The following is a 25,130-nucleotide window of genomic DNA, read 5'->3' as shown; positions in this document are numbered from 1 at the left end:
CTCCATTGGAAGTACCAGCGGCAATGTCACAACCCCTGCCCCGGTTTCACGTCCTTCAGCTCCATCGCCTTAGCCGGGTCGCGCATCATCTGGCCGATGATGTCCTGACGCTTGATGTCCTGACGGTGGCGTAGGGTCAGCACGATGGCACCGATCATTGCCACCAGCAGGATCAGACCCGCCAGTTGGAACAGAAGGAAGTATTGGTCGTAAAGGATGACACCCAGCGCCTCGGTGTTGTGGCGGTCGGTCGGAACCGGCTGGGCCAGATTGGCCTCAACACCTTGCGCGCTGTCCCATGCGCCAAAGGCCATGACGAACTGCATCAGGATAACCAGACCGATCAGCAGGGCCAGCGGCATATAACGCGCCATCTCGGCCTTGAGCTCGGCAAAGTCCACGTCCAGCATCATCACCACGAACAGGAACAGAACCGCGACCGCACCGACATAGACGATGATCAACAGCATCGCCACGAACTCGGCACCCAGCAGCACGAACAGACCCGCTGAGGACAGGAAGGACAGGATCAGCCACAACACTGAGTGCACAGGCTGGCGGCTGATCACAGTGAACAGGCCGCCGGTGATGGCGCTGATGGCAAACAGATAGAAGGCAAAGACGGTCATTGATCCTTATCCTCGTTGTCGCCCAGAACCTCTTGCGCCAGTTCCAGCGCACGGGTCATGGCCGGGATGCCGGCAAAGACCGACATCTGCCCGATCGTTTCGACGATCTCTTGTTTCTTGGCACCGGCCTCCAACGCGTGGCGCACGGTCTGACGTACCGCTGAATCCGCTTGCGCGCCCTGCATGGTCAGCCCGGCCAACGTCAGCAACAGGCGGGTCTTGGCGTCCAGCCCGTCCTTGTTGACGGTGTTGCCGAACATCATTTCCATGACCTCTTTCGGCATCGTCGGCCAAAGCGCTTCGAACCCTTTGGGCGAAAAGTTCTCCATCGCCGGATTCATCGCCTTCGCCATGTCCTGCGCCTGTTTCATCATCAGTTCAAACGGGTTCGAGCTTTTGTCGTTCATCGGTACGGCGCGTCCATTTCCAGATTACGGGCGATTTCAGCCTCCCAGCGTTCGCCATTCGAGAGGAGTTTTTCCTTGTCATAGAAAAGCTCTTCGCGGGTTTCCGTGGCGAATTCGAAATTCGGACCTTCGACGATAGCATCGACCGGGCAGGCCTCTTGGCAGAAGCCGCAATAGATACACTTGGTCATGTCGATATCGTAACGCGTGGTGCGGCGGCTGCCATCTTCGCGCGGTTCGGCGTCGATGGTTATGGCTTGGGCCGGGCAGATCGCCTCGCACAGTTTACAGGCAATGCAGCGCTCCTCGCCATTGGGATAGCGGCGCAGGGCGTGTTCACCGCGAAAGCGCGGGGAAAGAGGGCCCTTTTCATGCGGGTAGTTCACGGTGGCCTTGGGGGCGAAGAAGTACTTCAACCCCAGCTTCATGCCGACCCAGAAGTCCTGCAGAAGGAAGTATTTGGCGGCGCGGGTATAGTCGATTTGGGTCATATCAGCCTCCAACGCTCCAACGGGCGAACGCGCCCCAGAACCAGTCGAATTTCGCCGCGAAGGCCACGAAAACCACCCATACCAGCGAGAATGGCAGGAACACTTTCCAGCCCAACCGCATCAGCTGGTCATAGCGGTAGCGGGGTGTGATTGCCTTGACCATCGCGAAGAGGAAGAAGAAGAACGCCATCTTCGCGACCATCCACAGAACGCCATCCGGCAGGCCCGGGATCGGCGACAGCCAGCCACCAAAAAACAGCAGCGAGATCAGTGCGCACATCAGGAAGATGGCGATGTATTCGCCTGCCATGAACAGCAGGAAAGGAGTGGCCGAGTATTCGACCTGATAGCCTGCCACCAGTTCCGATTCCGCCTCCGGCAGGTCAAACGGTGGACGATTGGTTTCGGCCAGTGCCGAGATAAAGAACAGGAAAACCATCGGGAAATGCGGCAGCCAATACCAGCTGAAGAAGCCGAACCGACCGTCCTGTGCCTCGACGATGTGTCCAAAATTCATCGACCCGGTCGAGATGATCACGCCTATAATGATCAGGCCCAGCGAGACCTCGTACGAGATCATCTGCGCCGCAGACCGCAGTGATCCAAGGAACGGGTACTTTGAGTTCGACGCCCAACCGCCCATAATCACGCCATAAACTTCCAACGAAGATACGGCAAAGACATAAAGGATCGCCACGTTCAGGTCAGACAACACCCAGCCATCGTTGAAGGGGATCACCGCCCAGGCGATCATCGCCAGCACGAAGGAGGTCAGCGGAGCCAGCATGAATACCGTGCGGTCGGCACCTGCCGGAATGACAACCTCTTTCACCACGTATTTCAGCGCATCCGCCACCGATTGCAGCAGGCCATAGACGCCCACCACATTGGGGCCCCGACGCATCTGGACCGCGGCCCAGATCTTGCGGTCGCCATAAACGAGGAACAAGAGCGAGATCATCACAAAGGCAACGACTGCAAGCACTTGCGCCAGAATGATGATGGCAATTCCGCCTGGGGTGTTAAAGAATTCAGCCATTGGTCCTCACACCGTGGGTATTCCGTTTTCCGCGTGCGATACGAAGGCCAGATGCCTGCGCATTTTGCGGCTGGGTCGGCGCGTTGGTGTAAACAGCATCTGCCGGCATTGCGCCACCCTTATTGTTGAATTTCACACGCAATTCGGGCGCGGCGATCTGCCACCCGGCACTCGCCCCTGCCTGCGATATGAAAACTGTCTGGTTCATTCCGCCGCAATCTTTTCGGATTTGCGGGCCTGTGCCTGCGCCGAAAGCTCGCCCATTAGCTGCGAGGCACGTGCGATCGGGTTAGTCAGATAGAAATCCTTGATCGCATATCGGAAGCTGGCATCACCCAATTTCCCCGATTCCAGCGCTTGAACTTCGTTCTCTACGACCTCGTCGATCTGCGCCAGATGCGGGACCGCCTCGATCAATGCAGTGCGCAGTTGCGCCAGCGAGTCGTAGGGCAGTGTCGCGCCCAACTCGGCCGACAAGGCCCGCAGGATTGCCCAGTTTTCCTTGGCCTCGCCCGGCGCAAACCCGGCACGCATGGCCAGTTGCGGGCGGCCTTCGGTGTTCACGAACAGCCCGTTTTCTTCGGTATAGGCCGCACCCGGCAGGATCACGTCGGCGCGGTGCGCGCCACGGTCGCCATGGCTGCCCTGATAGATGACGAATGCACCGTCACCGATTTCGACCTCATCCGCGCCGAGGTTATAGATCACGTCCGCCGCGCTGACGGCATCCATGCCGCCGTCGTTGGTGGCATCCACATCCATCGCACCTACACGAGACGCAGCGGTGTGCAGAACAATCAGGCCGCTTTCGGTATTTGCAGCGATGGTTTGCGCTGCGGTCAGAACAGCGGCCCCGTCAGCCTCTTGTAAAGCACCTTGACCGACGATGACCAGCGACGGCTTGGCCTTGATCTCATCATCCCCGCCCATATCCAGCGCAGCTTGCAGCGCCGCGCGGTCGTCGCCCATATGGTGATATTCATAGGTCAGATCAACGGCGGGCCCGACCAGAGCAACCTCAGCGCCATGCGCCCACGCCTTGCGGATGCGGGCGTTCAGAACCGGAGCTTCGTCGCGCGGGTTGGTGCCGATCAACAGGATGCGTTCGGCGCTGTCGATATCCTCGATCGCAGCGGTGCCAGCATAGGCCGCACGGTTGCCGGCCGGCAGCTTAGCCCCGTCCGTGCGGCATTCGACAACACCGCCCTGCCCCTCGATCATCTGTTTCAATGCAAAGGCGCCCTCAACCGGAACAAGATCACCCACGATCCCAGCCAGCTTCTCGGCGCCTTTAAGCGCCTCGGCGGCCTTGGTCAGCGCCTCGGGCCACGAGGCCGAGCGCAGTTTGCCGTTTTCGCGCACGTAAGGCTTGTCAAGACGCTGGCGACGCAGCCCATCCCAGACAAACCGCGTCTTGTCGCTGATCCATTCCTCGTTCACGCCATCATGGTTGCGCGGAAGGAACCGCATCACTTCGCGTCCCTTGGTGTCTACGCGAATGTTCGAGCCCAGAGCATCCATGACATCGACGCTTTCGGTCTTGGTCAGCTCCCACGGACGCGCGGTAAAGGCATAAGGCTTCGAGGTCAGCGCCCCAACCGGACATAGGTCGATAACGTTGCCCTGCAGGTTCGAATCCAACGTCTGGTTCAAGTACGAGGTGATCTCGGCATCCTCGCCACGCCCCGTCTGGCCCATCTGAGTAATCCCGGCGACCTCGGTCGTGAAGCGCACGCAACGCGTACAGCTGATGCAACGGGTCATCGCCGTTCCAACCAACGGCCCCAGATCCAGATCATCAACCGCGCGCTTAGCTTCCTTGAAGCGCGTGCCGGACAACCCATAGGCCATCGCTTGATCCTGCAGATCACACTCGCCGCCCTGATCACAGATCGGGCAGTCCAGAGGGTGGTTGATCAGCAGGAACTCCATCACCCCTTCGCGGGCCTTCTTGACCATGGGAGAGTTCGTCTTGACCACCGGCGGCTGGCCTTCCGGCCCCGGCCGCAAGTCGCGCACCTGCATCGCGCAGGACGCGGCGGGTTTCGGCGGGCCGCCCACAACCTCAACCAGACACATCCGGCAGTTCCCGGCAATCGACAGACGTTCGTGGTAGCAGAAACGCGGCACCTCGACCCCGGCCTCTTCACACGCCTGAATCAGGGTCATCGCACCATCGACTTCGATTTCCTGCCCGTCGATATTGATCTTGCGGAGGTCAGACATGGTCTAGTTCGCCCTCAAATAAACGCCAATGGCGCTGTTTCTTTCGATTTCCTTCTGCCCCAACGAGCAGAATGTTTCAGGAGAGTCATACGTCACCCCCTGCTGCGCCAGATACGCCTCGCCCTTGGCGCGCATCCGGTCTTTTTCAGCATCGGATTCGATATACGCCCGGATTTCCTTGTCCGAGTACCCCAGTTTGTTCGCTTTCGACCGAAGATCCCACAACACGCCAATCGCCTTGAGCCGTCGCCCACTGACGGTGGGGCAAATCTCGGAAATCTCATTTGCGATCGCGATATAGTAAAGCTGATCGTCGATCTCTTTGACCTCGCGCAAAGGCGGTTTGGCATCCGCTGAGACCGGCAGGGTCAGCACGGCGGCCAAGGTCAGCATCTTCATTCCAGACATCACAGATCCTTTCGTCTTGGGAAACCCAAGACGACCGGTGTGCGCTGCGCTATGCAATAACAAGTCGCGCAACCCTGCGTGATATGCGGAAAATCGCGTCATGGACGACGGCACCGCCCGATAAAGGTGATCTTGTCATCGCTGATGCGCAGTTTTTCCGTCTCTGTAAACGGCCCCACGGCCCAGTCGATACGGGACGAGCCAAAATTGGCAATGCAGAACTTGATAGCCTCATGCTGTGCTGCCGCGCGCGCGCCATCCAGCGAGGTCGAGACGTCGTTTACCAGGACGGTAAAATCCGTAGGCGAGGCCTTTTTGTCCACCTGCTTGACCTTGGTTTTGAAGAAGTGACCGTCAAAGGCCACACGCTGTGAGGACGGCGTGATAACGCCGCAGGCCGGCACCAGCATCAAAGCGATGATCGCAAAACCCAAGGAGGGGCGCGCGCGTTTTCTTACAGATGAAAAATCTACCTGCTGCATCAGAACGCCGCCACCAGTGCCATCAAGCCCGTCACGAACATGCAGACCCACCCCAACACATAAAGAACCGAACGCAACCCACTGTTTGGCTTTCCGATTCCACGAATATGCACGACCAACATCGCAAGTCGCGCAACCAGTGCGATCGACGCCAGTAGGTTCACCCAGAGCGGGCTGACCCCCATCAGAACCGCTGCCACAACCACCGCTGCAAAAGCAGGCAGGGTTTCCGTCCCGTTCAAATAGGCTCGGTTCAGTCGATAGGCCTTATCTGCATAGTCTTGCGACGGTGTAGCCCCCGGTGCCAGCCCCTTGGCCGTCTTTGCCAGTGCCGTGAACGGAGCCATGAAAAGCACCACCAGGGTGAAAACCACTACCGAGGCAATTGCGTGGTCGTATTCTGCGAAGACGTCCATGGTTATTCCGCCGCCATCGCGCCGCTGCGACCGGATTTTTGCGCTTTGATGCGATCCTCGATCTCTTCGCGGAAATTGCGGATCAGACCCTGGATCGGCCAAGCAGCCGCGTCGCCCAAGGCGCAGATTGTGTGGCCTTCGACCTGTTTGGTCACATCGAACAGAATGTCGATCTCTTCCAGCTCAGCCTCACCGCGCACCAGACGATCCATCACGCGCATCATCCAGCCGGTGCCTTCGCGGCACGGCGTACACTGGCCACAGCTTTCGTGCTTGTAGAACTTCGACAGCCGCCAGATTGCCTTGATGATATCGGTGGATTTGTCCATCACGATCACCGCCGCCGTTCCCAGGCCCGAGCCCAGGTCGTTGCGCAGGTAATCGAAATCCATGATCGCGTCGCGCATGTTTTCACCGCGCACGCAAGGAACAGACGAGCCACCCGGAATCACCGCCAGCAAATTATCCCAGCCGCCGCGAATACCGCCGCAATGGGTCTCGATCAGCTCTTCGAACGAGATCGACATCGCCTCTTCGACGACGCAGGGGTTGTTCACATGGCCCGAGATCGCAAAAAGCTTGGTGCCCGCGTTGTTCTGACGGCCAAAGCCCGCAAACCAATCCGCGCCTCGGCGCAGGATCGTCGGCACAACGGCAATCGATTCCACATTGTTCACGGTCGTTGGGCAGCCATAGAGGCCTGCGCCCGCCGGGAACGGAGGTTTCATCCGCGGCATGCCCTTCTTGCCCTCAAGGCTTTCGATCAGGGCGGTTTCCTCACCACAGATATAGGCCCCGGCCCCGTGATGCAGGAACAGGTCGAAATCCCAGCCCGAACCGGCGGCGTTCTTGCCCAGCAGACCAGCGTCGTAGGCTTCATCAATCGCCGCCTGCAGCGCCTCACGCTCGCGAATGTATTCGCCGCGCAGATAGATGTAGCAAGTATGTGCATTCATCGCGAAAGAGGCGATCAGACAACCCTCGATCAGCGTGTGCGGATCATGGCGCATGATCTCTCGGTCTTTGCAGGTGCCGGGCTCGGATTCATCCGCATTCACAACCAGATAGGCCGGACGACCGTCGCTTTCCTTGGGCATGAACGACCATTTCAGACCTGTCGGAAAGCCCGCCCCGCCACGCCCCCGCAGGCCCGAGTCCTTCATCGTCTGGATGATCCAGTCGCGGCCTTTATCGATCAGGCCCGCCGTGCCGTCCCAATGCCCGCGCGCCTGTGCGCCCCGCAATGTGCGCTCATGCATCCCGTAGATGTTGGTAAAGATCCGGTCCTGATCCTTCAGCATCGCGTGTTACCTTCAGCTGTCCTGGCGCATGCGCCAGAGTTGAAAAATGTTGATGCCCGCATAGATGAATCCTGCCAGAGCGGCAAAATCAAACAGCAGCGCATAACGGCCCGGCAGCCCCAACTGCGGACCGACAAAAGACATGGCAAGCCACAGCACCATCGTCGCAGCGATGACAATGCCGATGTGACGGCCCTTTCGGGCTATGGCCTGTTCCTTGTCTTTGTCCATCTCATCCCGATGCCCCGTATGGGCACCCGCTTAATCCTCGTAAGTGCCGTCTTCCTTGGCACGTTTGGCAAAATCGGTCTCTTCTCCCGCAGCCAGACTGGTTGCCTGCGCAACCCAGCCATCGCGTTCAATCCGCCCCCTGAACTTCAACCGAGCGTCGACCCAAGCGATATTCCCAGCAGTCCAATTCGCGATCTGGTCATAGTGGTAGACGCCCAGATCGTTCAGCTTTTCTTCCAGCTTCGGCCCGACACCTTTCAGCATCTTCAGATCATCGGCCTTGCCACCGCGCGCTGCGGTTAGCGTTTCGGGCTGGTCCTCATCCGCCGCTTTGGCCTTCGCCTCTTCAGCCTGCTTCACGGCAGGTTTCGGCGTCGCGCCTTCCTTCGGAGGTTTCGGGGCCGATTTGCTTGCCGCCGTCTTGCCATCCTTGCCCAACCACGGGGTCAGGATCGGAACTTCGGTCCCGTCGATGCGCTTGACGGTGTCGCTCAAATCAGTCGCCAGTTCAACACTGGCATTGTGTTCAGGCTTGCCCGCCTCGTATTCCACCAGGCTGCTGAGGCCGCTGAGCGGTTCAGCCGCGTAACGCCCGTTCTGTGGGCCCGGTGTCGGCACCTTGCCCGCCGCCAGATCATCAATGATCTTACCAAAGCTCTCGGCGGTTAGGTCTTCGTAGTAATCCTTGCCGATCTGCGCCATCGGCGCGTTGGTGCAAGAGCCGAGGCATTCAACCTCTTCCCAGCTCAGCTTGCCATCGGCGGACAGCGCGTGCGGCTTGGCCGCGATCTTTTCCTTGCAGACCGTGATCAAGTCCTCGGCCCCGCAGATCATGCAGGACGTCGTGCCGCACACCTGGATATGCGCCACCGATCCAACCGGTTGCAGTTGGAACATGAAATAGAACGAGGCGACCTCAAGCACGCGGATATAGGCCATGCCCAGCATGTCGGCGACGGATTCAATCGCCGGACGGGACAGCCACCCCTCCTGCTCTTGCGCGCGCCACAGCAGCGGGATCACCGCGCTGGCCTGGCGACCCTCGGGGTATTTGGTGATCTGTGCTTCGGCCCATTGCTGGTTGTCAGCAGTGAAGGCGAAAGCATCGGGTTGTTCGGGGTGAAGACGGCGGAGCATTAGCGGTCAATCTCTCCAAATACGACATCCATGGTGCCGATGATGGCGGCGACGTCGGCCAGTTGGTGCCCTCCGGCGACGTGGTCCATGGCTTGCAGGTGCAGGAAGCCCGGCGCGCGCAGTTTGGCGCGGTAGGGTTTGTTGGTGCCGTCGGCCACCAGATAGACGCCGAACTCACCTTTAGGGGCTTCGACGGCGGCATAGACCTCGCCTGCAGGGACGTGGAAGCCCTCGGTATAAAGCTTGAAGTGATGGATCAGGCTCTCCATCGAGGTCTTCATGTCCGAGCGTTTCGGCGGGGTGATCTTTCCGCGTGCCAGCACGTCACCGGGGCATTCGCGGATTTTGGCGATGGCCTGACGGATGATCAACAGCGACTGACGCATTTCCTCCATGCGCACCAGATAGCGGTCGTAGCAGTCGCCATTCTTACCGACGGGGATCTGGAATTCGAACTCATCATAGCATTCATAGGGCTGCGCGCGGCGCAAATCCCATGCCAGACCCGAGCCACGGACCATCACGCCCGAGAAACCGTATTTCTGAATGTCATCCTCGGTCACCACGCCAATATCGGCGTTGCGCTGCTTGAAGATGCGGTTTTCGGTCAACAGGCCGTCGATGTCGTCCAAAACGGCGGGGAATTCGTGGCTCCACGCCTCGATATCATCCAGCAATTCCGGCGGCAGGTCCTGATGGACGCCCCCGGGTCGAAAATAGGCGGCGTGCAAGCGGGCACCACAGGCGCGCTCATAGAACACCATCAGCTTTTCGCGTTCTTCAAACCCCCAGAGCGGCGGCGTCAGCGCGCCAACGTCCATCGCCTGCGTGGTCACGTTCAGCAGGTGGTTCAGGATGCGCCCGATCTCGGAATACAAAACCCGGATCAGCGAACCCCGGCGCGGCACCTCAACCCCGGTTAGTTTTTCAATGGCCAGACACCAGGCATGTTCCTGGTTCATCGGCGCCACGTAGTCCAGACGGTCGAAATACGGCAGGTTTTGCAGATACGTCCGGCTTTCCATCAGCTTTTCGGTGCCACGGTGCAGCAGACCGATATGCGGGTCGCAGCGTTCGACAATCTCGCCGTCCAGCTCAAGCACAAGGCGCAAAACTCCGTGCGCTGCTGGGTGTTGCGGACCGAAGTTAATGTTGAAGTTGCGGATCTTCTGTTCTCCGCTCAGCGCGTCCGTGCTGCCGTCATCGTATCTTGAGCCGTCCATCAACGCCCTCGTTTCTTCTTTGCCTCGGCCCGAACGCGGACCTTTTCGGCCTCAGCCGCCTTGGCTGCAGCCCCTGCAAGCAAGACGCCCAAAGCGCCCAAAATGATCAGTTCGCCCATCATGTCAGCGTCGCTCCATCTCTTGCAGTTTCATGGCCATCATCCACAACAGGACAATCACAGCCGGAGAGATAACGCAGGCAAACGCCCAGTTCTTGTTGATCCCGAAATGCGGCAGCAGCTTGATCATCGGTACGATCGTTACGACCACCAGAACTATCCAGATCAGGAACTCAAACATGATGGCTACTCCTGTTTTTCATCCCCTGGTAGGATGTAATTCGCACCTTCCCAAGGGGACATGAAATCGAATTGCCGGTATTCCTGCACTAGGCTAACCGGTTCGTATACGACACGCTTTTCAGCCTCGTCATAGCGAACCTCGGTATAGCCCGTCGTCGGGAAATCCTTGCGCAGCGGATAGCCGCGGAAACCATAGTCAGTCAGGATCCGCCGCAGGTCGGGGTGACCCGAGAACAGGATGCCGAACATGTCGAACACCTCACGTTCGAACCAGTTGGCCGAGGGGTGAACATCCACGATCGAAGGCACCATATCCTCTTCGCGCACCGAAACCCGCAGGCGAATGCGCTGGTTCTGGTACATCGACAAGAAGTGATAAACCACATCGAACCGCTTGGCCCGTTCGGGGTAATCGACGCCGGTGATATCAACCAGAGACGAGAATTTGCAGTTCTGGTCCGTCCGCAGGAACTCCACGAATTCCACAAGATTCGACGGGGCCACATCCACGTTCAGTTCGCCATGGGTCACATCCCAGGACAGAACACAATCGGCCCGCTTCAGCTCAAGCTGCGCGCCGAGTTCTTTGAGAGCTTCACTCATCGCGTCCCTCCTGAAGAACTTCGTCATAAAACGTTGCTTCGGCATCGTATGACTTGAAAAACTTCGCCATAAAATCAGGCATGACCGTCTTTTCGGCGTTTTGGCCTGCGTAAGCCACAATAGCCGCCATATCGCGCCATTTTGTCAGCACGACGATGTGGCAAGGGTCCTGCTCGCGTCTGACCAAGAAGGAAACTGACAGGAACCCGTTCAAGGTGCGCATTCCGGGCAAAGCACGGGTACGAAATGTCTCAACCCAGCCCGGAACATCCTCCCGAGCGACAACGGCTTCCCAGCGCCTGACGACAGCACCACTCATCGGACAATCGTCCCCGTTCGGCGGATTTTGCGTTGCAATTGCATCAGACCATAAAGCAGCGCCTCGGCGGTCGGAGGGCAACCGGGCACGTAGATATCCACCGGAACGATGCGGTCGCAACCGCGCACAACGGAATAGGAATAGTGGTAGTACCCGCCCCCATTGGCGCAGGACCCCATCGAGATGACATAACGCGGCTCGGGCATCTGGTCATAGACCTTGCGCAGCGCGGGGGCCATCTTGTTGGTCAGCGTCCCGGCCACGATCATCACGTCGGACTGACGCGGGGAGGCGCGCGGCGCGATACCAAAACGTTCCGCATCGTAGCGCGGCATCGAGGTATGCATCATCTCAACCGCGCAGCAAGCCAAACCGAATGTCATCCAGTGCAAAGACCCGGTACGCGCCCAGTTGATGATGTCCTCGGTCGAGGTCAGCAGAAAACCCTTGTCCTGCAATTCCGCATTCAGGGCCTGGGTGGCGACTTCTTTATCGACGCCGGCGGTGTTTGCGCCCGTCATCACTCCCATTCCAAGGCCCCTTTCTTCCATTCATAGGCAAAGCCAATGGTCAGAACGCCCAAAAACACCATCATGGACCAGAAGCCCACATCGCTGATGTCTTTGAAGCCGACGGCCCAAGGGAACAGGAAGGCGATTTCCAGATCGAAGATGATGAACAGAATCGAGACCAGATAGAACCGGACATCGAACTTCATCCGCGCATCGTCAAAGGCGTTGAAGCCACATTCATATGCGCTGACCTTTTCAGGGTCGGGATTGCGGACAGCCAAAACCACAGCGGCCAGAATCAGGACGATCCCAAGGCCTACGGCAACGGCCAGAAACACCAGAATCGGGAGGTACTCCCGCAGCAGGTCTTCCACGAATAGCTCCTTTCCTGCGCATACCCCCAAAGGGTGCGCCGTCAATTGGCGAGTTGACTGGACATTCTCTATCCCTGCGGGGTCAGAGGGTCAACCGAACACAAACGCGCAGGGCGCGAAATATCCGCTTGCCAATACGGGTTGGTTCACCACGGCGATTCCCCGCCCCGCTGGATTGGGACTATCAGCTAAACCTTTTCAATCCATGCAGCTTTTCGTTTCTCGAAAAAGGCGGCGATTCCCTCCTGCGCTTCATCGGTTTCCCACCGGTCCACCAAGGCGCGGATGGTCTGGTCGATCACGGTGTCGTCAATCCGCGGTCCCAGATCACGCACCAGCGCCTTGGCCGAGGCGACCGCGCCAGGCGCACAGGACAGATAGGGGGCAACTTCGGCCTCAACCGCATCGGCCAGATCATCTACCGAGGCGGTCTTGGCCAACAGCCCAAGCTGAACGGCTTCGGCGGCATCGAACAGGCGCGCCGACATGAAGACGCGTCGTGCGCGCGCCGCGCCCATACGGGAGATTACATAAGGGCCAATGGTGGCCGGGATCAGACCCAACCGGGTTTCGGTCAGCCCCATCTTAAGCGTATCAACTCCAATGGCGACATCGCAGACCGAGGCCAGTCCGACCCCGCCTCCGAATGCGTTTCCCTGCACCGCCCCGATCAACGGTTTGGGCATCGTGTTCAAGGCCTGCAACATCTCGGCCAGTTTGCGTGCTTCAACGAAACGGGTTTCGGGGTCAGCCGCCATCTGCGCCTGCATCCAGCCCAGATCACCTCCGGCGCAGAAGCTTTTGCCCGCGCCGGTCAGAACGACCACCCGAACTGCGTCGTCTGCCCCCAACTGCGCAGCCGCCTGCGTCAGTTCGGAAATCATTTGCGCCGACATGGCATTGTGTTTTTCTGGGCGGCTCAGCGTCAGAGTGGCAACACAACGCGCATCCGACGTAACCGAGATCGTTTCGAACATCCCTCACTCCGCCCGCATGGCGCGCGCCATCTGCGCGGCTTCTTCTACTGTGGCCATGTCAATGCCCGTCTCATACCCCAATCGTTCCAGATGAGCGACAACCGCTTCGGTCGCTACATTGCCAGCCGCCCCCGGCGCATAAGGGCACCCTCCCAGACCGCCGACCGCCGAATCGAATGTCCGCACACCAAGCGCCAGAGCTGCGTCGATATTGTCGATGGCACGTCCCGTGGTGTCATGAAAATGCCCCGACAAACGCGTCACAGGCACCCGTTCGCGCACGGCCAGAAGCATATGAGCGATTGTGTCAGGCGTCCCCTGCCCGATCGTGTCGCCCAGCGAGATCTCATAGCAGCCCAACGCGAACAATGTGTCGGCCACCTCTGCCACCTTTTCGGGCGAGGTCGGACCGTCATAGGGGCAGTCGGTCACGCAGGACACATAGCCCCGCACCGGCAGGTCGATATGGCGCGCGGCCTCAAGGATCGGGGTGAAGCGTTCGATGGATTCTGCAATCGTCGCGTTGATATTGGCCTTCGAGAACCCCTCGGACGCCGAGGCAAACACTGCAATCTCATCCGCTTTAGCGGCCAACGCGTCCTCATATCCACGCATATTCGGTGTCAGCGCAGCATAGCGGATTCCATCGGCCCGGCTGATCCCGGCCAGCACCTCGGCACTACCTGCCATCTGCGGCACCCATTTGGGCGAGACAAAGCTGGCCACCTCGATCCGGTTGAACCCGGCGCGGCTGAGGCAATCCACCAGAGCGATCTTTTCCGCTACCGGGATTTCCCGCTGTTCATTCTGCAGCCCGTCCCGCGGCCCCACTTCGAATATCTCGACCCGATCGCCCATCTTACTCCTCCGCTAAGCTGTTGATCCAACTGTGCCACGGCTAAGGCGGCAGGAACAGGTCATTCCTCCTCCAGCCGGACCAGTGCGGCCCCGGCCTCGACCTGAGCGCCCGCCTCGACCAGCACTTCGGCCACGACGCCATCGCGGGCTGCCAGCAACGAATGCTCCATCTTCATAGCCTCAAGGATGGCCAACCGGTCGCCCTCGGCCACAGCCTGCCCAGACTGCGCAAAGACCGCCTTGACCAGACCGGGCATCGGAGCCTCGATCACATTTGTATTGCCAATGGCGCTGGTATCGCGGTCCAGCGGGTCGATCATCTCGAACACCTGGCCATAACCCTCGAATACCGTGATCTTGGAACCAGCGACTGAAACGCGCGGCATAGCTGCACCACCGATAGTCCAGTTCCCCGCGGTGCGTTCGGCCAGAATCGTCTCGTCGCCGATGTGCCAGACCTGCCGGTTCGGTCCTTCGACCTGCGCATCCAGATCAATCACATCATCCGCCATAAGCTGAACGGCACGATGCAGAGGCGCCCACAGGGAGAATCCTGTATCCTCGGATGTGCCCACCAAACCCGCAGCGGTCATGGCCGCCGCAACTGCGGCACGCGTTGAGGTTGCCGAGGTCTGAACCAACCCATCCAGATCACGCCCGATCAGGCCGGTGTCCACATCGCCGGATGCGAACCCCTGATGCCGAGTCAGCGCGCCCAGAAAGGCGAGGTTTGTCACGGTGCCCGCAACCTCTGTCTGCTGCAAAGCACGGTGTAACTGTTCCAGCGCAATGTCGCGCGTAGGGCCGTGGACGATGACTTTTGCGATCATTGGGTCATACCACGGACTGATCGTATCTCCTGCCCGCACACCGCTGTCCGCCCGGCAGAGCGCCGGGAAATGCAGATGCGTCAACGTTCCTGTCGCAGGCAGAAAGCCTTTGGGCACGTCCTCGGCATACAGCCGCGCCTCGAACGCGTGACCCGAGATAGAAAGGTCACCCTGCTGTTTCGGCAGCGTCTCGCCCGCGGCCACGCGCAACTGCCATTCCACCAGATCAACCCCGGTAATCGCCTCGGTCACAGGATGTTCCACCTGCAGGCGGGTATTCATCTCCATGAACCAGAACCGATCCGGCCGCAGCCCGTCCGAGGCATCAACGATGAATTCAACCGTACCCGCGCCCTTATAGCCAATCGCCTCGGCGGCGCGTACACCGGCCTGCCCCATCGCTTCGCGCATTTCAGCCGTCATACCGGGTGCCGGAGCCTCTTCGATCACCTTCTGGTGGCGCCGCTGCAACGAGCAATCGCGTTCGAACAGATGAACCGCATGGGTGCCGTCGCCGAAAACCTGCACCTCGATATGGCGCGGTTTGGAGACGAATTTCTCGACCAGAACGGCGTCGTTGCCAAAGGCCGTGCTCGCCTCGCCTCGCGCACTGTGCAGCGCGTCTGCGAAATCTTCGGCACGTTCAACCAGCCGCATACCCTTTCCGCCGCCACCTGCAACAGCTTTGATGAGAACAGGGTAGCCGATTGTGTCCGCGGCACCGGCCAAATGCTCCGGGTCCTGATTGTCGCCATGATAGCCGGGCACCACAGGCACGCCCGCCTGTTCCATCAAGACTTTGGCAGCATCCTTGAGGCCCATCTTGCGGATCGCCTCGGCTGAGGGACCGATAAAGGTCAGCCCAGCCGCCTCGACCGCATCCACAAAATCCGGGTTCTCAGACAGAAACCCGTAGCCCGGATGGATCGCCTGCGCTCCGGTGTCGAGCGCCGCCTGAATGATCGTGTCGCCCTTCAGATAACTCTCCGCCGGGGCCGCACCACCGATATGCACTGCCTCGTCCGCCATCTGCACATGCTTGGCCGAGGCGTCCACATCAGAATAGACCGCAACGCAGGCCACACCCATCTTCTGGGCGGTCTCGATCACCCGACAAGCAATCTCACCCCGGTTGGCAATCAGGATTTTGGTGAACATGACTTACCCCTCAACCGTCAGATCTTCGACCAACCGGAACCGCTCGCAGAGCAGCTCCATCTCGGGCTCGAACCCGCCATTTCGTTCAAAGTACCGGCGGTGATCTTCGCGCCACCCCTCAAGCGTCTCATTCTCGCCTTCGGCCAACGCAAACTCCTCGGTCACATTGCAATAGCGGCAGATCGAAACTTCGACCGTTTCGATCACCAGCGCCGGTCGGTCGTCCCATTCCAAAGCGATGTCCCTGCGCCCTACAACCGGCGTGTCCGCACTGCCCTCGGGGTAATCCCGCAACGCGCCGCAGGTCGCGGTTTTCTTTCCTGCGCGCACCAACGCCAACAACTCGGCGCTTAGCGTTGCATTGTCTCCGAACTTGAAGGTCTGCGCGCCGGGGTAGCGTGATTTCAGTTTTTCCAGATCGACCATTTTACATCCTGAACACGCCAAAGCGTGTCTCCTCGATCGGAGCATTCAACGCCGCACTCAGCGACAAGGCCAACACATCGCGCGATTTGCGCGGGTCGATGATGCCGTCATCCCAGAGCCGCGCCGAGGCATAGAGCGGGTGCGATTGCTCTTCGAACATGTCTAAGGTCGGGCGTTTGAATTCAGCCTCTTCCTCGGCCGACCAGGTACCGCCCTGCCGCTCGATCCCGTCGCGTTTCACGGTGGCCAGAACGCCTGCGGCCTGCTCGCCGCCCATCACCGAAATCCGGGAATTCGGCCAGGTCCACAGAAAACGCGGCTGATACGCCCGCCCTGCCATGCCGTAGTTCCCCGCGCCGAACGAGCCTCCCACCAACATTGTGACCTTCGGCACCGAGGTCGTCGCCACCGCCGTCACCATCTTGGCCCCGTGCCGCGCGATGCCCTCGTTTTCGTATTTGCGGCCAACCATGAACCCGGTGATGTTCTGCAGGAACACCAGCGGGATGCGACGCTGAGAACACAGCTCGACAAAATGCGCACCCTTTTGCGCTGCCTCGGAAAACAGCACGCCGTTGTTGGCGATGATCCCGACGGGGCAGCCTTTAACATGAGCAAAGCCGGTTACCAGCGTTTCCCCGAAGCGCGGCTTGAACTCATCGAAGCGCGAGCCATCGACCAGCCGCGCAATCACCTCGCGGATATCATAGGGCGTGCGCAGATCGGCAGGCACAACCCCGAGGATTTCCTCTGGGTCATAGGCCGGGTCCTCAGGGTTGGCCCAATCCACCGTCTGCGGTTTGCGCAGGTTCAGCGACCCTACGGCTCGGCGCGCCAAAGCCAGCGCATGCGCATCATCCTCGGCCAGATAGTCCGCCACGCCGGACAGACGCGTATGTACGTCACCACCGCCCAGATCCTCGGCGCTGACCACCTCGCCCGTTGCGGCCTTGACCAGAGGCGGACCGGCCAGAAAGATCGTGCCCTGTTCCTTGACGATGATCGTCACATCCGACATCGCGGGCACATAAGCCCCGCCTGCCGTGCACGACCCCATCACTACCGCGATCTGGGCAATCCCCTTGGCGCTCATCCGAGCCTGATTATAGAAGATGCGGCCAAAGTGATCGCGGTCGGGGAACACCTCATCCTGATTGGGCAGGTTCGCACCGCCGCTATCGACCAGATAGATGCAGGGCAGATGGTTTTCCTCGGCAATCTCCTGTGCCCGCAGGTGTTTCTTGACGCTCATTGGATAGTAGGTGCCGCCCTTCACGGTGGCGTCGTTGCACACCACCATCACGTCGCGCCCCTGCACCCGACCAATCCCCGCAATCACACCGGCACAAGGTGCAGCGTCGCCATACATCCCATGCGCCGCCGTCGCGCCGATTTCCAGAAACGGAGACCCCGCATCCAGCAGGTTCGCCACCCGACGACGCGGCAGCATCTTGCCACGGGATTCATGACGCGCGCGAGATTTCTCACCCCCGCCCATACGGGCAGCTTCGGCGGCGTCAGCGATTTGCGCCAACGCGTCGATATGGGCCGCTCGGTTTGCTTTGAAGCCTTCTGAGGCGGGCATGGCTTTGGATGTGAGTTTCATTGAGCTGCCCCCTCTGCAAATCTTTGCAAGTGTCGCCATTGCACCCAGTCCCCAGCGTTCAGGTACATTTCGCACCATGTGTCTGGGGGAATTTCTTCACTAGGAGACGCGTCGCAAACATCGAAAACCCCTTCGACCAATTGGAAATATCTTCGCTCATAGATGCGCGCCGCTGTGCCTGGCTCGCCAATACTGTTAGGCACAGTGTTCTGAATTTCAGTCGAAAGCGCGTCGACATGCTTGGAAAGTTCGACAATGCATTGAACTCGTTCTTCAACGATGCGGCCAATTGTACAATAGTCGACGGCGATACTGATACAGTTGGTATCCATGGTCATTCCATTGTCAGGTTGGGTTAGTAGCGCGCAACCGTCCAACCATTCCAAAACACTGATCGGATTGCCCGAGCTGTCTGCTTGCGCTGAGCAAACATTTGCAAAGGTAAGAGAAAGGACAAACATCAAATATTTCATTCTCCGACCTCCCCCGCCGCTCGCGCCTTTAACTTTTTCCGAATAACCTTCCCCGTCACCGTCATCGGCAATTCTTCCAGAAACGCCACCTCGCGCGGGTAGGAATACTGCGCCAGACGGTCCTTGACCCAGTCCTGCAACTCCGCACCCGAGACCTCGACCCCCGGTTTCAGCACCACATAAGCCTTCACGATCTCGGTCCGCAGCTTGTCGGGTTTGCCGACGACGCCAACTGTTGCGACCGCCGGGTGGGTTAGCAGGCAGTCCTCGATCTCTGCCGGGCCGATACGGTATCCGGCGGACGTAATCACGTCATCATCGCGGCCCACGAAACGCAGGTAGTCGCCTTCCCACACGCCACGATCTCCGGTGATCAGCCAGTCGCCGCGGAACTTCTGCGCGGTCTCCTCGGGCCGGTTCCAATACTCCAACAGCATCGAGGCCGAGCCGCGCCGGATGGCAACGTCGCCCTCTTCACTGGTCGGGTTCCCCGTCTCGTCGATCACCGCCACGTCATGCCCCGGCACCGGTTTTCCGATACAGCCGGGGCGCACCGGGAAATCCTGCGCGCAGGAGGACACGACCATGTTGCATTCGGTTTGCCCGTAGAATTCGTTGATCGTCAGGCCGAATGCCTTTTGCCCCCAGGCCAGCATCTCGGCCCCCAGAGGCTCACCGCCCGAGGCAACCGAGCGCAGGCCGGGGATGGCCTGATCCGCCGCTTTCAACATCCGCAGCGCGGTGGGCGGAAAGAAAACGTTGCGCACCCCGCCGCGCGCGACCACATCGGCGCAGGCCTCGGGCGTGAACTTCTCAAGCCGCGCAGCGACCACCGGAATGCCCAGCGCCAGACCTGGCATCAGCACGTCAAACAGCCCACCGATCCACGCCCAGTCGGCGGGGGTCCACAGGCAATCGCCGTCGCGCAGATGGTTATGGCTGATCGACACGCCGGGCAGATGGCCGGTCAGCACCCGATGCCCGTGCAGCGCGCCCTTGGGGCTGCCAGTGGTGCCCGAGGTATAGATCAGCACTGCCGGATCCTCGGGGCCGGTATCGGCAAAGGGTAGCGTCTGATCCGACGGCGCGATTTGGTCGACACGCAGCGGATCCGCCAACCCACTCAGCAGCGTCTGCCCCTCGGCATCCGTCAGCGCAACTTGCACCCCGGCGTCGCCCGCGCGTGACGCCAGCGCATCGTGTTGGAACAGCTTGAACAAAGGCACCGAGATCGCGCCCAGTTTCCAGATCGCCAGATGCGCCGCCGCACACCAAGACGACTGACTAAGCAATACACCGACCCGATCACCGGGCCTGATCCGTTGTTGCAACACCTGCCCAATGCCATCCGTCATCCGCGCAAGATCCCGGAACGTTATGTCCTTTCGCGCATCGCGTGTCAGATCAACGACTGCAACCTGATCATGCGGCTGCGCCAGACATTGCGCCGCCATATTGAGTCGGTCTGGCACATCCCAGCCACCCACACCCAGCATACCTGGTATGTTTCTAGCGGGACACATGGCTTGAACCTCCTGATTCAAAGATATTTTTTCCTCTTCGCGCGCACCCCAACTGTCACAGAAACTTGACACAGATCAGAGTTGGCAGGGGTCGGTTGATGCAAAACCGAAGCATCAAAACATTCAGAGGCCATGACATGACCAAAAAACTCGCCGCTTTGACACTTTCCACTGCGCTTGTGGCGCTTGCTTCTCCTGTTCTTGCTCAGAACCAGGGTGACTGGACCGTTGGTATCGGTGCGGGGTATCTGGAGCCCAAATCCGATAACGGTACGCTGGCCGGTCTGGACGCCGAAGTCGATTCCGACGTCAGCGCAATCTTCACCGTTGAATACTTTGTCCGCGACAATCTGGGCATCGAGCTGCTGGCTGCAACCCCGTTCAGCCATGAAGTCACGCTGGGGGGCAGCGTCGACGCAGGCAGCCTCAAGCATCTGCCGCCCACCCTGTCGTTGAACTACCACTTCGACACAGGCACCGCCTGGAAACCCTATGTCGGTGCCGGCATCAACTACACGATCTTCTTTGATGAAAGCTCTGCCTTGGGCGATCTTGAGCTGGACAACTCGGTCGGACTCGCGTTGCAAGCCGGTCTGGACTACGCCATCACTGAACAAGGTGCCGTACGTCTGAACGTGCGCTGGTTCGACATCGACTCGGACGTGTCGCTTGATGGTGCCGATATCGGCGAAGCCGAGATCGACCCCTGGCTGATTGGCGTTTCCTACGTCCATCGTTTCTGATCCAACACTTCTGCGCCCCGCATCCTGTTGCGGGGCGTTTTTCGTCACGACATCTCACTCATCAACTCACGGCCAATCAGCATCCTGCGGATTTCGCTGGTGCCTGCACCGATCTCCATCAGCTTCGCATCGCGGAAAATCCGGCTGACGGCAGAATCCGACAGGAACCCTGCCCCGCCCATCGCCTGCACCGCCTGATGCGCCTGCGTCATCGCCGCCTCGGACGCATAGAGGCAACATGCCGCCGCGTCCTGCCGTGTCACATCCCCCCGATCACAGGCTTTGGCGACCTCATAGACATAGGCCCGCGCCGAGTTCATCGCTGTATACATATCGGCGATCTTGCCCTGCATCAGCTGGAACGACCCGATAGGTTTGCCGAATTGCTTGCGCTCGGCCAGATAGGGCATGATCTCATCAAGACAGGCAGCCATGATACCGGTGCCGATCCCGGCCAGCACCACGCGTTCATAATCCAGACCCGACATCAAAACCGCGACGCCCTTGCCCTCCTCGCCCAACACGTTTTCGAACGGAACCTCGACATCTTCAAAGATCAGCTCGGCCGTGTTTGACCCACGCATCCCTAGCTTGTCGAAATGCGGGGATGTCGAAAACCCGGTCATCTCTTTCTCGATCAAAAAAGCGGTGATTCCGCGCGATCCCGCCTCCGGGTCGGTTTTGGCATAGACGACCAGAGTATCCGCGTCCGGCCCATTGGTGATCCAGTATTTGCTGCCATTCAGCCGGTAATGGTCGTTGCGTTTTTCGGCGCGCAGCTTCATTGACACAACATCCGATCCGGCTCCGGCCTCGGACATGGCCAGCGCGCCAACATGTTCACCCGAGACAAGTCGCGGCAGGTATTTTGCTTTCTGTTCGTCCGTCCCATTCAGCTTGATCTGGTTGACGCATAGATTTGAATGCGCCCCATATGACAACGAAACCGAGGCCGAAGCCCGCGCCACCTCTTCAACTGCGACGGTATGGGCCAGATAGGACATCCCCGCTCCGCCATATTCCTCGGGTACGGTAATACCCAACATCCCCAGATCACCCATCTCGCGCCATAAGTCATTGGGAAAGGCGTTGGATTTGTCGACCTCGGCAGCCTTCGGTTTGACCCGCTCCTGCGCCCAGCGATGAACCATCTCCCGCAGGGCATTCACATCTTCACCCAGATCGAACTGCATTGTGGCCGTGAACATCCCCGACTTCCTCCAACTGGATTAATGAACACTTGTTCAAATAATTTGACACGGACAAGCGCGGACGTCAAGAACCTGGCGCAATCACTCAAAAAAACCTCGGATTCAGAGTATCTTCACGATTTCAACACATTGTCGTCCCGGCGCTGAGCCAATAGGGTCTCGCCGACATGCGTTGAGTCGAAAATCATTTAGAAAGCAGACCCCATGGCCCCGACGAATGTGATTATTAACGGAGATTTCAGCAGCGGCCGCTCGAACTGGTCGGGCACCGACGTGGAAATCAACCCCGAGTTTGCCTTCCTTGGAAATGGTTCAAGGAATCTGGTTTCAGAATTGGATGGCCGCTCGGGTTTCACCACCGTTTTGGAACAGACGTTTACGCTGGACGATGCGCATTCGGGTATTTTGGAATTCGATACAGCATTGCGCACAGCCTCGTTGGGTAACGCGGGCACCGATGGGTTCACGGTCGAAATCGTGGACAGCGACGGCATCGTGATTTCAACCATGACCGTTCTGCCAACTGAGGCCAGCTTCACAACAATCACCATAGACGTCGATTTCCCCGAGGCGGGTGACTACACGCTGCGATTCACCGAAATCGGCGTCGATGACAGCCTTGGCGCGATTGTCGACAACATCTCGCTTCTGATCTGTTTCTGTCAGGGAACGCTGATCGACACAGAACATGGTGAAATCCCCGTCGAACAGTTGAAGGCCGGCGATCTGGTGATGACGCAATCGGGGGCCAAAGCTTTGAAATGGGTCGGGCGGCGACATGTTTCCAAGGCCGAGATGACGGCTGAACCCAAGCTGCTTCCGATCCGCATTGCCAAAGGTGCGCTTGGACAAGGGATGCCGCATACGGATTTGTTGGTGTCACGACAGCACCGGATGCAGGCCTCGTCGCCCGTGGCAGAACGTATGTTTGGCGCGCGCGAAGTTCTGATCTCAGCCATTCGGCTGACCGCCCTGCCAGAGGTAGAAGTCGAGGCGCAGGCGTGTGCGACGACTTATTTCCATCTGCTTTTCGATGACCATGAAATTGTATTTGCGAACGGCGCCCCCAGTGAAAGCATGTTGCTGTCGCCGATGTCTCTGTCAGCCCTATCTGCCGAGGCGTTGGAGGAGCTCCACCTGCTGTTCCCGGGCCTGACAGCCGTCACCCCGTCAACCTCGCAGCAGACCATCCCGCAGATCAAACAGCAAAAACGGTTTGTCGAGCGTCTGGGTAAAAACAACAAACACCCGCTGGACCAGCGCGCGCATTAGCGCTGGTCAGGATTGATAGACCGCGCCAACCTCGGCCCGGATGATCCGCGCAATAAGGCGGCAATCTTCCAGCGAGAATGTCAGCGGCACCCGCATATCCATGATCCCCGCCAGCACCCGGTCACTGGCAGGCAAAGGCGCACTATCCGCATAGCGCCAACTGTCGTATCGCGAGGTAAAACCAGTGGGCTCGGCCCCACCGAACCACTTCAACTCGACCCCACGCGCAGCACAGCGGTGGATCACCTCGGCGATACGCTCGGGCGACCAATCCAGCAAGAGGAATTGAATGGAAGAGCCCACATAGGTCTCACCTTCGGGCCGTTCGACAATAGTTAGGCCGGGCGTGTCGCGCAGACCATCTTCGATCTCAGCATAGCGTTCGTTCCAGCGCGAAACCTGCTGGTCCAGATCCCGCAGTTGAGGCCGCAGGATCGCCGCCCGCAGGTTATCCATCCTGCCCGAGACATTGGGGGTGTTATATTTGATCCGCTCAAACACCTCTGGCCCCGGTGCGGCCAGATGACGTTCGTACAGCATATACGAGCCCGACAACATCGTCGCCTTCGCTGCAAGTTCCTCATCATCGGTGACCAGCAAGCCGCCCTCACCCGAGTTCACATGCTTGTAGGTCTGGCAGGAATAACACCCAATGGCCCCCTGCCGCCCCGACAATTGCCCGCGCCACGCTGCCCCCATCGTATGGGCGCAGTCCTCGATCACGATCACTCCTGCGGCGTCGCACATCTGCATCAGCCGGTCCATGTCGCACAGATGCCCGCGCATATGGCTGAGCATCAGCACTCGCGCCTGATCCAGCTTGGCTTCAAGATCGTCCAGATCAACCACCAACCCTTCGGTCACGCCCACGAACACAGGCCTCGCCCCGACCGAGGCGATTGACCCCGGCACCGGCGCCAGCGTGAAAGCATTGGTCAGCACCGGATCACCCGGCTGCACCCCAACGGCGCGCAGGGCCGTGGCCAGCGCATATCCGCCCGAGGATACCGCCAGACAGTATTTCGCCCCCATCTGCGCCGCGAATTCCTGCTCCAGCAGCGCGGTTTCGCCCAGTTCTCCGGGCACCACGTTATATCGGTGCAACCGCCCATGGCGCAGTACAGCGAGCGCGGCCTCGACCGCCTCTTCGGGGATGGGTTCCTGCTGGGTGAAGCTGCCAGTGAATATCTCGGTCATGGCTCTGTTCTGGTCCTCACGCCCGCTTGGGTCAAGAGACTAAGCCGCCGCACCGATCAACCCCTCGACCACGCGGGGCAGATCATCGAAATGATGCAGCAACGCCTCGGGCTCCAGCGCGGCCATGTCGTCACCAGACGGGCCGAATGTGACCAGAACCGACGGCACACCCGCCGCCTTTGCCGTGTTCCGGTCGGTATCGGAGTCGCCGATCAGAACACACAGGTCGGGATGACCACCTGCCCGCCGCGCAGCCTCGCGCAGCGGTTCGGGGTCGGGTTTGCGCACGGGCAACGTATCCGCCCCGACCAGAGCGGCGAACTGATCCCGCACTCCCATCTGTGACAGCAACTGATGCGCCAGCGCCTCGGGCTTGTTGGTGCAGATGCCCACGCCGTAACCGGCCGCTTTCAGCGCCTCGACCGCGTCCAACGCGCCGGGATAAAAGGTGGTATGGGTGTCGATGGCCTGCGCATAGGCCTCCAGCAACATCGGGTAATAGTCCGAAATGGTCTGCTCTTCGAATGCTCCAACGCGCTTTAACCCGTGGGTCAACATCATCCGGCCACCCCGCAGCGCGACGCCCGCGTCCTGCCCGTGGATCAGCACGTCGCCATGGCCCATATGACGAAAACAATGGTTCGCGGCCTCTAGCAGATCGCCGGATGTATCCGCCAAAGTTCCATCCAGATCGAAGATTACGGTACGCATAAAGCCTCCTGCCTCGGCGGGTTTTCGCCACGTCGTGTTGCAAAC

Annotated in this window: 30 protein-coding genes; 2 read left to right on the top strand and 28 right to left on the bottom strand. The window is 59.6% G+C overall.

Annotated features, from left to right (window positions below; all coding sequences use genetic code 11):
* Positions 1-26: 26 nt before the first annotated feature.
* From ACR3E7_RS02600 to ACR3E7_RS02480, 25 genes are all read right to left on the bottom strand, one after another.
* Positions 27-629: an NADH-quinone oxidoreductase subunit J gene (locus ACR3E7_RS02600; RefSeq protein ID WP_170752153.1), complete on the bottom strand. Its 603-nt coding sequence runs from the start codon at positions 627-629 to the stop codon at positions 27-29.
* The gene (locus ACR3E7_RS02595) at positions 626-1,036 is read right to left on the bottom strand and encodes a carboxymuconolactone decarboxylase family protein (RefSeq protein ID WP_170769279.1); all 411 of its coding nucleotides are present in this window, start codon (positions 1,034-1,036) and stop codon (positions 626-628) included. Before ACR3E7_RS02595 ends, ACR3E7_RS02600 begins: the two co-directional genes overlap by 4 nt.
* The gene (gene nuoI / locus ACR3E7_RS02590; RefSeq protein WP_170769278.1) at positions 1,033-1,527 is read right to left on the bottom strand and encodes an NADH-quinone oxidoreductase subunit NuoI; all 495 of its coding nucleotides are present in this window, start codon (positions 1,525-1,527) and stop codon (positions 1,033-1,035) included. Before nuoI ends, ACR3E7_RS02595 begins: the two co-directional genes overlap by 4 nt.
* Before the next feature lies 1 nt (position 1,528).
* Positions 1,529-2,566 (bottom strand): NADH-quinone oxidoreductase subunit NuoH, encoded by a 1,038-nt coding sequence (gene nuoH / locus ACR3E7_RS02585; protein ID WP_170769277.1) that lies wholly within the window; start codon positions 2,564-2,566, stop codon positions 1,529-1,531.
* Positions 2,567-2,770: 204 nt separating this feature from the next.
* A complete protein-coding gene (gene nuoG / locus ACR3E7_RS02580) occupies positions 2,771-4,792 on the bottom strand; it encodes an NADH-quinone oxidoreductase subunit NuoG (protein WP_480503115.1) in 2,022 nt (673 codons plus the stop codon).
* Positions 4,793-4,795: 3 nt separating this feature from the next.
* Positions 4,796-5,200 (bottom strand): DUF5333 domain-containing protein, encoded by a 405-nt coding sequence (locus ACR3E7_RS02575; RefSeq protein WP_170769274.1) that lies wholly within the window; start codon positions 5,198-5,200, stop codon positions 4,796-4,798.
* A gap of 98 nt (positions 5,201-5,298) precedes the next feature.
* Positions 5,299-5,682 (bottom strand): hypothetical protein, encoded by a 384-nt coding sequence (locus ACR3E7_RS02570; protein ID WP_480503116.1) that lies wholly within the window; start codon positions 5,680-5,682, stop codon positions 5,299-5,301.
* Positions 5,682-6,098 (bottom strand): MAPEG family protein, encoded by a 417-nt coding sequence (locus ACR3E7_RS02565; RefSeq protein WP_480503117.1) that lies wholly within the window; start codon positions 6,096-6,098, stop codon positions 5,682-5,684. Before ACR3E7_RS02565 ends, ACR3E7_RS02570 begins: the two co-directional genes overlap by 1 nt.
* Before the next feature lie 2 nt (positions 6,099-6,100).
* Positions 6,101-7,399: an NADH-quinone oxidoreductase subunit NuoF gene (nuoF, locus tag ACR3E7_RS02560; protein ID WP_480503118.1), complete on the bottom strand. Its 1,299-nt coding sequence runs from the start codon at positions 7,397-7,399 to the stop codon at positions 6,101-6,103.
* A gap of 12 nt (positions 7,400-7,411) precedes the next feature.
* Entirely contained in the window at positions 7,412-7,630 is a 219-nt protein-coding gene (locus ACR3E7_RS02555) for a DUF5337 domain-containing protein (RefSeq protein WP_480503119.1), read from the bottom strand.
* 30 nt (positions 7,631-7,660) lie between these two features.
* A complete protein-coding gene (gene nuoE, locus ACR3E7_RS02550) occupies positions 7,661-8,767 on the bottom strand; it encodes an NADH-quinone oxidoreductase subunit NuoE (RefSeq protein WP_480503120.1) in 1,107 nt (368 codons plus the stop codon).
* Positions 8,767-9,990: an NADH-quinone oxidoreductase subunit D gene (locus ACR3E7_RS02545; RefSeq protein WP_170352614.1), complete on the bottom strand. Its 1,224-nt coding sequence runs from the start codon at positions 9,988-9,990 to the stop codon at positions 8,767-8,769. Before ACR3E7_RS02545 ends, nuoE begins: the two co-directional genes overlap by 1 nt.
* Positions 9,990-10,112 (bottom strand): hypothetical protein, encoded by a 123-nt coding sequence (locus ACR3E7_RS02540; RefSeq protein ID WP_257599041.1) that lies wholly within the window; start codon positions 10,110-10,112, stop codon positions 9,990-9,992. Before ACR3E7_RS02540 ends, ACR3E7_RS02545 begins: the two co-directional genes overlap by 1 nt.
* A gap of 1 nt (position 10,113) precedes the next feature.
* Positions 10,114-10,290: a hypothetical protein gene (locus ACR3E7_RS02535; protein ID WP_170784206.1), complete on the bottom strand. Its 177-nt coding sequence runs from the start codon at positions 10,288-10,290 to the stop codon at positions 10,114-10,116.
* 5 nt (positions 10,291-10,295) lie between these two features.
* On the bottom strand, positions 10,296-10,895 hold the full coding sequence (locus tag ACR3E7_RS02530) for an NADH-quinone oxidoreductase subunit C (RefSeq protein WP_170769267.1): 600 nt from the start codon (positions 10,893-10,895) through the stop codon (positions 10,296-10,298).
* On the bottom strand, positions 10,888-11,214 hold the full coding sequence (locus ACR3E7_RS02525; RefSeq protein WP_480503121.1) for an antibiotic biosynthesis monooxygenase: 327 nt from the start codon (positions 11,212-11,214) through the stop codon (positions 10,888-10,890). Before ACR3E7_RS02525 ends, ACR3E7_RS02530 begins: the two co-directional genes overlap by 8 nt.
* Positions 11,211-11,744, bottom strand: a complete 534-nt coding sequence (locus ACR3E7_RS02520; protein ID WP_037307875.1) for a NuoB/complex I 20 kDa subunit family protein — start codon at positions 11,742-11,744, stop codon at positions 11,211-11,213. Before ACR3E7_RS02520 ends, ACR3E7_RS02525 begins: the two co-directional genes overlap by 4 nt.
* A complete protein-coding gene (locus ACR3E7_RS02515) occupies positions 11,735-12,100 on the bottom strand; it encodes an NADH-quinone oxidoreductase subunit A (protein ID WP_050602775.1) in 366 nt (121 codons plus the stop codon). The genes ACR3E7_RS02520 and ACR3E7_RS02515 overlap by 10 nt, the downstream gene beginning before the upstream one ends.
* Before the next feature lie 188 nt (positions 12,101-12,288).
* Positions 12,289-13,077, bottom strand: a complete 789-nt coding sequence (locus ACR3E7_RS02510) for a crotonase/enoyl-CoA hydratase family protein (protein ID WP_480503123.1) — start codon at positions 13,075-13,077, stop codon at positions 12,289-12,291.
* A 3-nt stretch (positions 13,078-13,080) separates the two neighbouring features.
* The gene (locus ACR3E7_RS02505) at positions 13,081-13,935 is read right to left on the bottom strand and encodes a hydroxymethylglutaryl-CoA lyase (RefSeq protein ID WP_480503124.1); all 855 of its coding nucleotides are present in this window, start codon (positions 13,933-13,935) and stop codon (positions 13,081-13,083) included.
* 59 nt (positions 13,936-13,994) lie between these two features.
* Positions 13,995-15,923, bottom strand: a complete 1,929-nt coding sequence (locus tag ACR3E7_RS02500) for an acetyl/propionyl/methylcrotonyl-CoA carboxylase subunit alpha (RefSeq protein ID WP_480503126.1) — start codon at positions 15,921-15,923, stop codon at positions 13,995-13,997.
* Between the two features lie 3 nt (positions 15,924-15,926).
* Complete coding sequence (locus ACR3E7_RS02495) at positions 15,927-16,349, bottom strand: ASCH domain-containing protein (protein WP_480503127.1); 423 nt, start codon at positions 16,347-16,349, stop codon at positions 15,927-15,929.
* Position 16,350: 1 nt separating this feature from the next.
* Positions 16,351-17,955: a carboxyl transferase domain-containing protein gene (locus ACR3E7_RS02490; protein ID WP_480503128.1), complete on the bottom strand. Its 1,605-nt coding sequence runs from the start codon at positions 17,953-17,955 to the stop codon at positions 16,351-16,353.
* Positions 17,952-18,428, bottom strand: coding sequence for a hypothetical protein (locus tag ACR3E7_RS02485; protein ID WP_480503129.1), 477 nt, complete (start codon positions 18,426-18,428; stop codon positions 17,952-17,954). Before ACR3E7_RS02485 ends, ACR3E7_RS02490 begins: the two co-directional genes overlap by 4 nt.
* Positions 18,425-19,951 (bottom strand): AMP-binding protein, encoded by a 1,527-nt coding sequence (locus ACR3E7_RS02480; protein ID WP_480503130.1) that lies wholly within the window; start codon positions 19,949-19,951, stop codon positions 18,425-18,427. The genes ACR3E7_RS02485 and ACR3E7_RS02480 overlap by 4 nt, the downstream gene beginning before the upstream one ends.
* Before the next feature lie 137 nt (positions 19,952-20,088).
* On the opposite strand from ACR3E7_RS02480, the gene ACR3E7_RS02475 reads away from it, so the two are divergent.
* Positions 20,089-20,694: an OmpW/AlkL family protein gene (locus ACR3E7_RS02475; protein ID WP_170769258.1), complete on the top strand. Its 606-nt coding sequence runs from the start codon at positions 20,089-20,091 to the stop codon at positions 20,692-20,694.
* Between the two features lie 44 nt (positions 20,695-20,738).
* Here ACR3E7_RS02475 and ACR3E7_RS02470 read toward each other — a convergent pair whose 3' ends face one another.
* Positions 20,739-21,902 carry an isovaleryl-CoA dehydrogenase gene (locus ACR3E7_RS02470; protein WP_170769257.1) on the bottom strand — a complete coding sequence of 388 codons (1,164 nt, stop codon included), beginning with the start codon at positions 21,900-21,902 and terminating at the stop codon, positions 20,739-20,741.
* 207 nt (positions 21,903-22,109) lie between these two features.
* Between ACR3E7_RS02470 and ACR3E7_RS02465 the strand changes: the two genes are divergently transcribed.
* Entirely contained in the window at positions 22,110-23,177 is a 1,068-nt protein-coding gene (locus tag ACR3E7_RS02465) for a Hint domain-containing protein (RefSeq protein ID WP_480503131.1), read from the top strand.
* Between the two features lie 6 nt (positions 23,178-23,183).
* Here the strand turns inward: ACR3E7_RS02465 and ACR3E7_RS02460 are convergent, their stop codons facing one another.
* Together ACR3E7_RS02460 and ACR3E7_RS02455 are read right to left on the bottom strand one after the other, a co-directional pair.
* Positions 23,184-24,374 carry a DegT/DnrJ/EryC1/StrS family aminotransferase gene (locus ACR3E7_RS02460; RefSeq protein WP_170788361.1) on the bottom strand — a complete coding sequence of 397 codons (1,191 nt, stop codon included), beginning with the start codon at positions 24,372-24,374 and terminating at the stop codon, positions 23,184-23,186.
* A 39-nt stretch (positions 24,375-24,413) separates the two neighbouring features.
* The gene (locus ACR3E7_RS02455; protein WP_170352600.1) at positions 24,414-25,085 is read right to left on the bottom strand and encodes an HAD-IA family hydrolase; all 672 of its coding nucleotides are present in this window, start codon (positions 25,083-25,085) and stop codon (positions 24,414-24,416) included.
* Between the last annotated feature and the right edge of the window lie 45 nt (positions 25,086-25,130).

This window comes from Ruegeria sp. BK1 (assembly GCF_056535645.1).
The sequence above is the reverse complement of the archived record's forward strand: the minus strand, read 5'-3'. Positions and strand labels throughout refer to the sequence as shown.

Excerpts from the sequence above, each read along its gene's own strand:
- ACR3E7_RS02480 (WP_480503130.1), bottom strand. The coding sequence starts at position 19,951 with ATGTGTCCCGCTAGAAACATACCAGGTATGCTGGGTGTGGGTGGCTGG.
- ACR3E7_RS02490 (WP_480503128.1), bottom strand. The coding sequence starts at position 17,955 with ATGAAACTCACATCCAAAGCCATGCCCGCCTCAGAAGGCTTCAAAGCA.
- ACR3E7_RS02460 (WP_170788361.1), bottom strand. The coding sequence starts at position 24,374 with ATGACCGAGATATTCACTGGCAGCTTCACCCAGCAGGAACCCATCCCC.
- ACR3E7_RS02540 (WP_257599041.1), bottom strand. The coding sequence starts at position 10,112 with ATGATGGGCGAACTGATCATTTTGGGCGCTTTGGGCGTCTTGCTTGCA.
- ACR3E7_RS02505 (WP_480503124.1), bottom strand. The coding sequence starts at position 13,935 with ATGGGCGATCGGGTCGAGATATTCGAAGTGGGGCCGCGGGACGGGCTG.
- ACR3E7_RS02500 (WP_480503126.1), bottom strand. The coding sequence starts at position 15,923 with ATGTTCACCAAAATCCTGATTGCCAACCGGGGTGAGATTGCTTGTCGG.
- ACR3E7_RS02475 (WP_170769258.1), top strand. The coding sequence starts at position 20,089 with ATGACCAAAAAACTCGCCGCTTTGACACTTTCCACTGCGCTTGTGGCG.
- ACR3E7_RS02545 (WP_170352614.1), bottom strand. The coding sequence starts at position 9,990 with ATGGACGGCTCAAGATACGATGACGGCAGCACGGACGCGCTGAGCGGA.
- ACR3E7_RS02525 (WP_480503121.1), bottom strand. The coding sequence starts at position 11,214 with ATGAGTGGTGCTGTCGTCAGGCGCTGGGAAGCCGTTGTCGCTCGGGAG.
- ACR3E7_RS02535 (WP_170784206.1), bottom strand. The coding sequence starts at position 10,290 with ATGTTTGAGTTCCTGATCTGGATAGTTCTGGTGGTCGTAACGATCGTA.
- ACR3E7_RS02575 (WP_170769274.1), bottom strand. The coding sequence starts at position 5,200 with ATGTCTGGAATGAAGATGCTGACCTTGGCCGCCGTGCTGACCCTGCCG.
- ACR3E7_RS02565 (WP_480503117.1), bottom strand. The coding sequence starts at position 6,098 with ATGGACGTCTTCGCAGAATACGACCACGCAATTGCCTCGGTAGTGGTT.
- nuoE (WP_480503120.1), bottom strand. The coding sequence starts at position 8,767 with ATGCTCCGCCGTCTTCACCCCGAACAACCCGATGCTTTCGCCTTCACT.
- ACR3E7_RS02465 (WP_480503131.1), top strand. The coding sequence starts at position 22,110 with ATGGCCCCGACGAATGTGATTATTAACGGAGATTTCAGCAGCGGCCGC.
- ACR3E7_RS02555 (WP_480503119.1), bottom strand. The coding sequence starts at position 7,630 with ATGGACAAAGACAAGGAACAGGCCATAGCCCGAAAGGGCCGTCACATC.
- nuoF (WP_480503118.1), bottom strand. The coding sequence starts at position 7,399 with ATGCTGAAGGATCAGGACCGGATCTTTACCAACATCTACGGGATGCAT.
- ACR3E7_RS02495 (WP_480503127.1), bottom strand. The coding sequence starts at position 16,349 with ATGGTCGATCTGGAAAAACTGAAATCACGCTACCCCGGCGCGCAGACC.
- nuoH (WP_170769277.1), bottom strand. The coding sequence starts at position 2,566 with ATGGCTGAATTCTTTAACACCCCAGGCGGAATTGCCATCATCATTCTG.
- ACR3E7_RS02470 (WP_170769257.1), bottom strand. The coding sequence starts at position 21,902 with ATGTTCACGGCCACAATGCAGTTCGATCTGGGTGAAGATGTGAATGCC.
- ACR3E7_RS02570 (WP_480503116.1), bottom strand. The coding sequence starts at position 5,682 with ATGCAGCAGGTAGATTTTTCATCTGTAAGAAAACGCGCGCGCCCCTCC.
- nuoG (WP_480503115.1), bottom strand. The coding sequence starts at position 4,792 with ATGTCTGACCTCCGCAAGATCAATATCGACGGGCAGGAAATCGAAGTC.
- ACR3E7_RS02485 (WP_480503129.1), bottom strand. The coding sequence starts at position 18,428 with ATGAAATATTTGATGTTTGTCCTTTCTCTTACCTTTGCAAATGTTTGC.
- ACR3E7_RS02530 (WP_170769267.1), bottom strand. The coding sequence starts at position 10,895 with ATGAGTGAAGCTCTCAAAGAACTCGGCGCGCAGCTTGAGCTGAAGCGG.
- nuoI (WP_170769278.1), bottom strand. The coding sequence starts at position 1,527 with ATGACCCAAATCGACTATACCCGCGCCGCCAAATACTTCCTTCTGCAG.
- ACR3E7_RS02455 (WP_170352600.1), bottom strand. The coding sequence starts at position 25,085 with ATGCGTACCGTAATCTTCGATCTGGATGGAACTTTGGCGGATACATCC.
- ACR3E7_RS02600 (WP_170752153.1), bottom strand. The coding sequence starts at position 629 with ATGACCGTCTTTGCCTTCTATCTGTTTGCCATCAGCGCCATCACCGGC.
- ACR3E7_RS02520 (WP_037307875.1), bottom strand. The coding sequence starts at position 11,744 with ATGGGAGTGATGACGGGCGCAAACACCGCCGGCGTCGATAAAGAAGTC.
- ACR3E7_RS02510 (WP_480503123.1), bottom strand. The coding sequence starts at position 13,077 with ATGTTCGAAACGATCTCGGTTACGTCGGATGCGCGTTGTGTTGCCACT.
- ACR3E7_RS02595 (WP_170769279.1), bottom strand. The coding sequence starts at position 1,036 with ATGAACGACAAAAGCTCGAACCCGTTTGAACTGATGATGAAACAGGCG.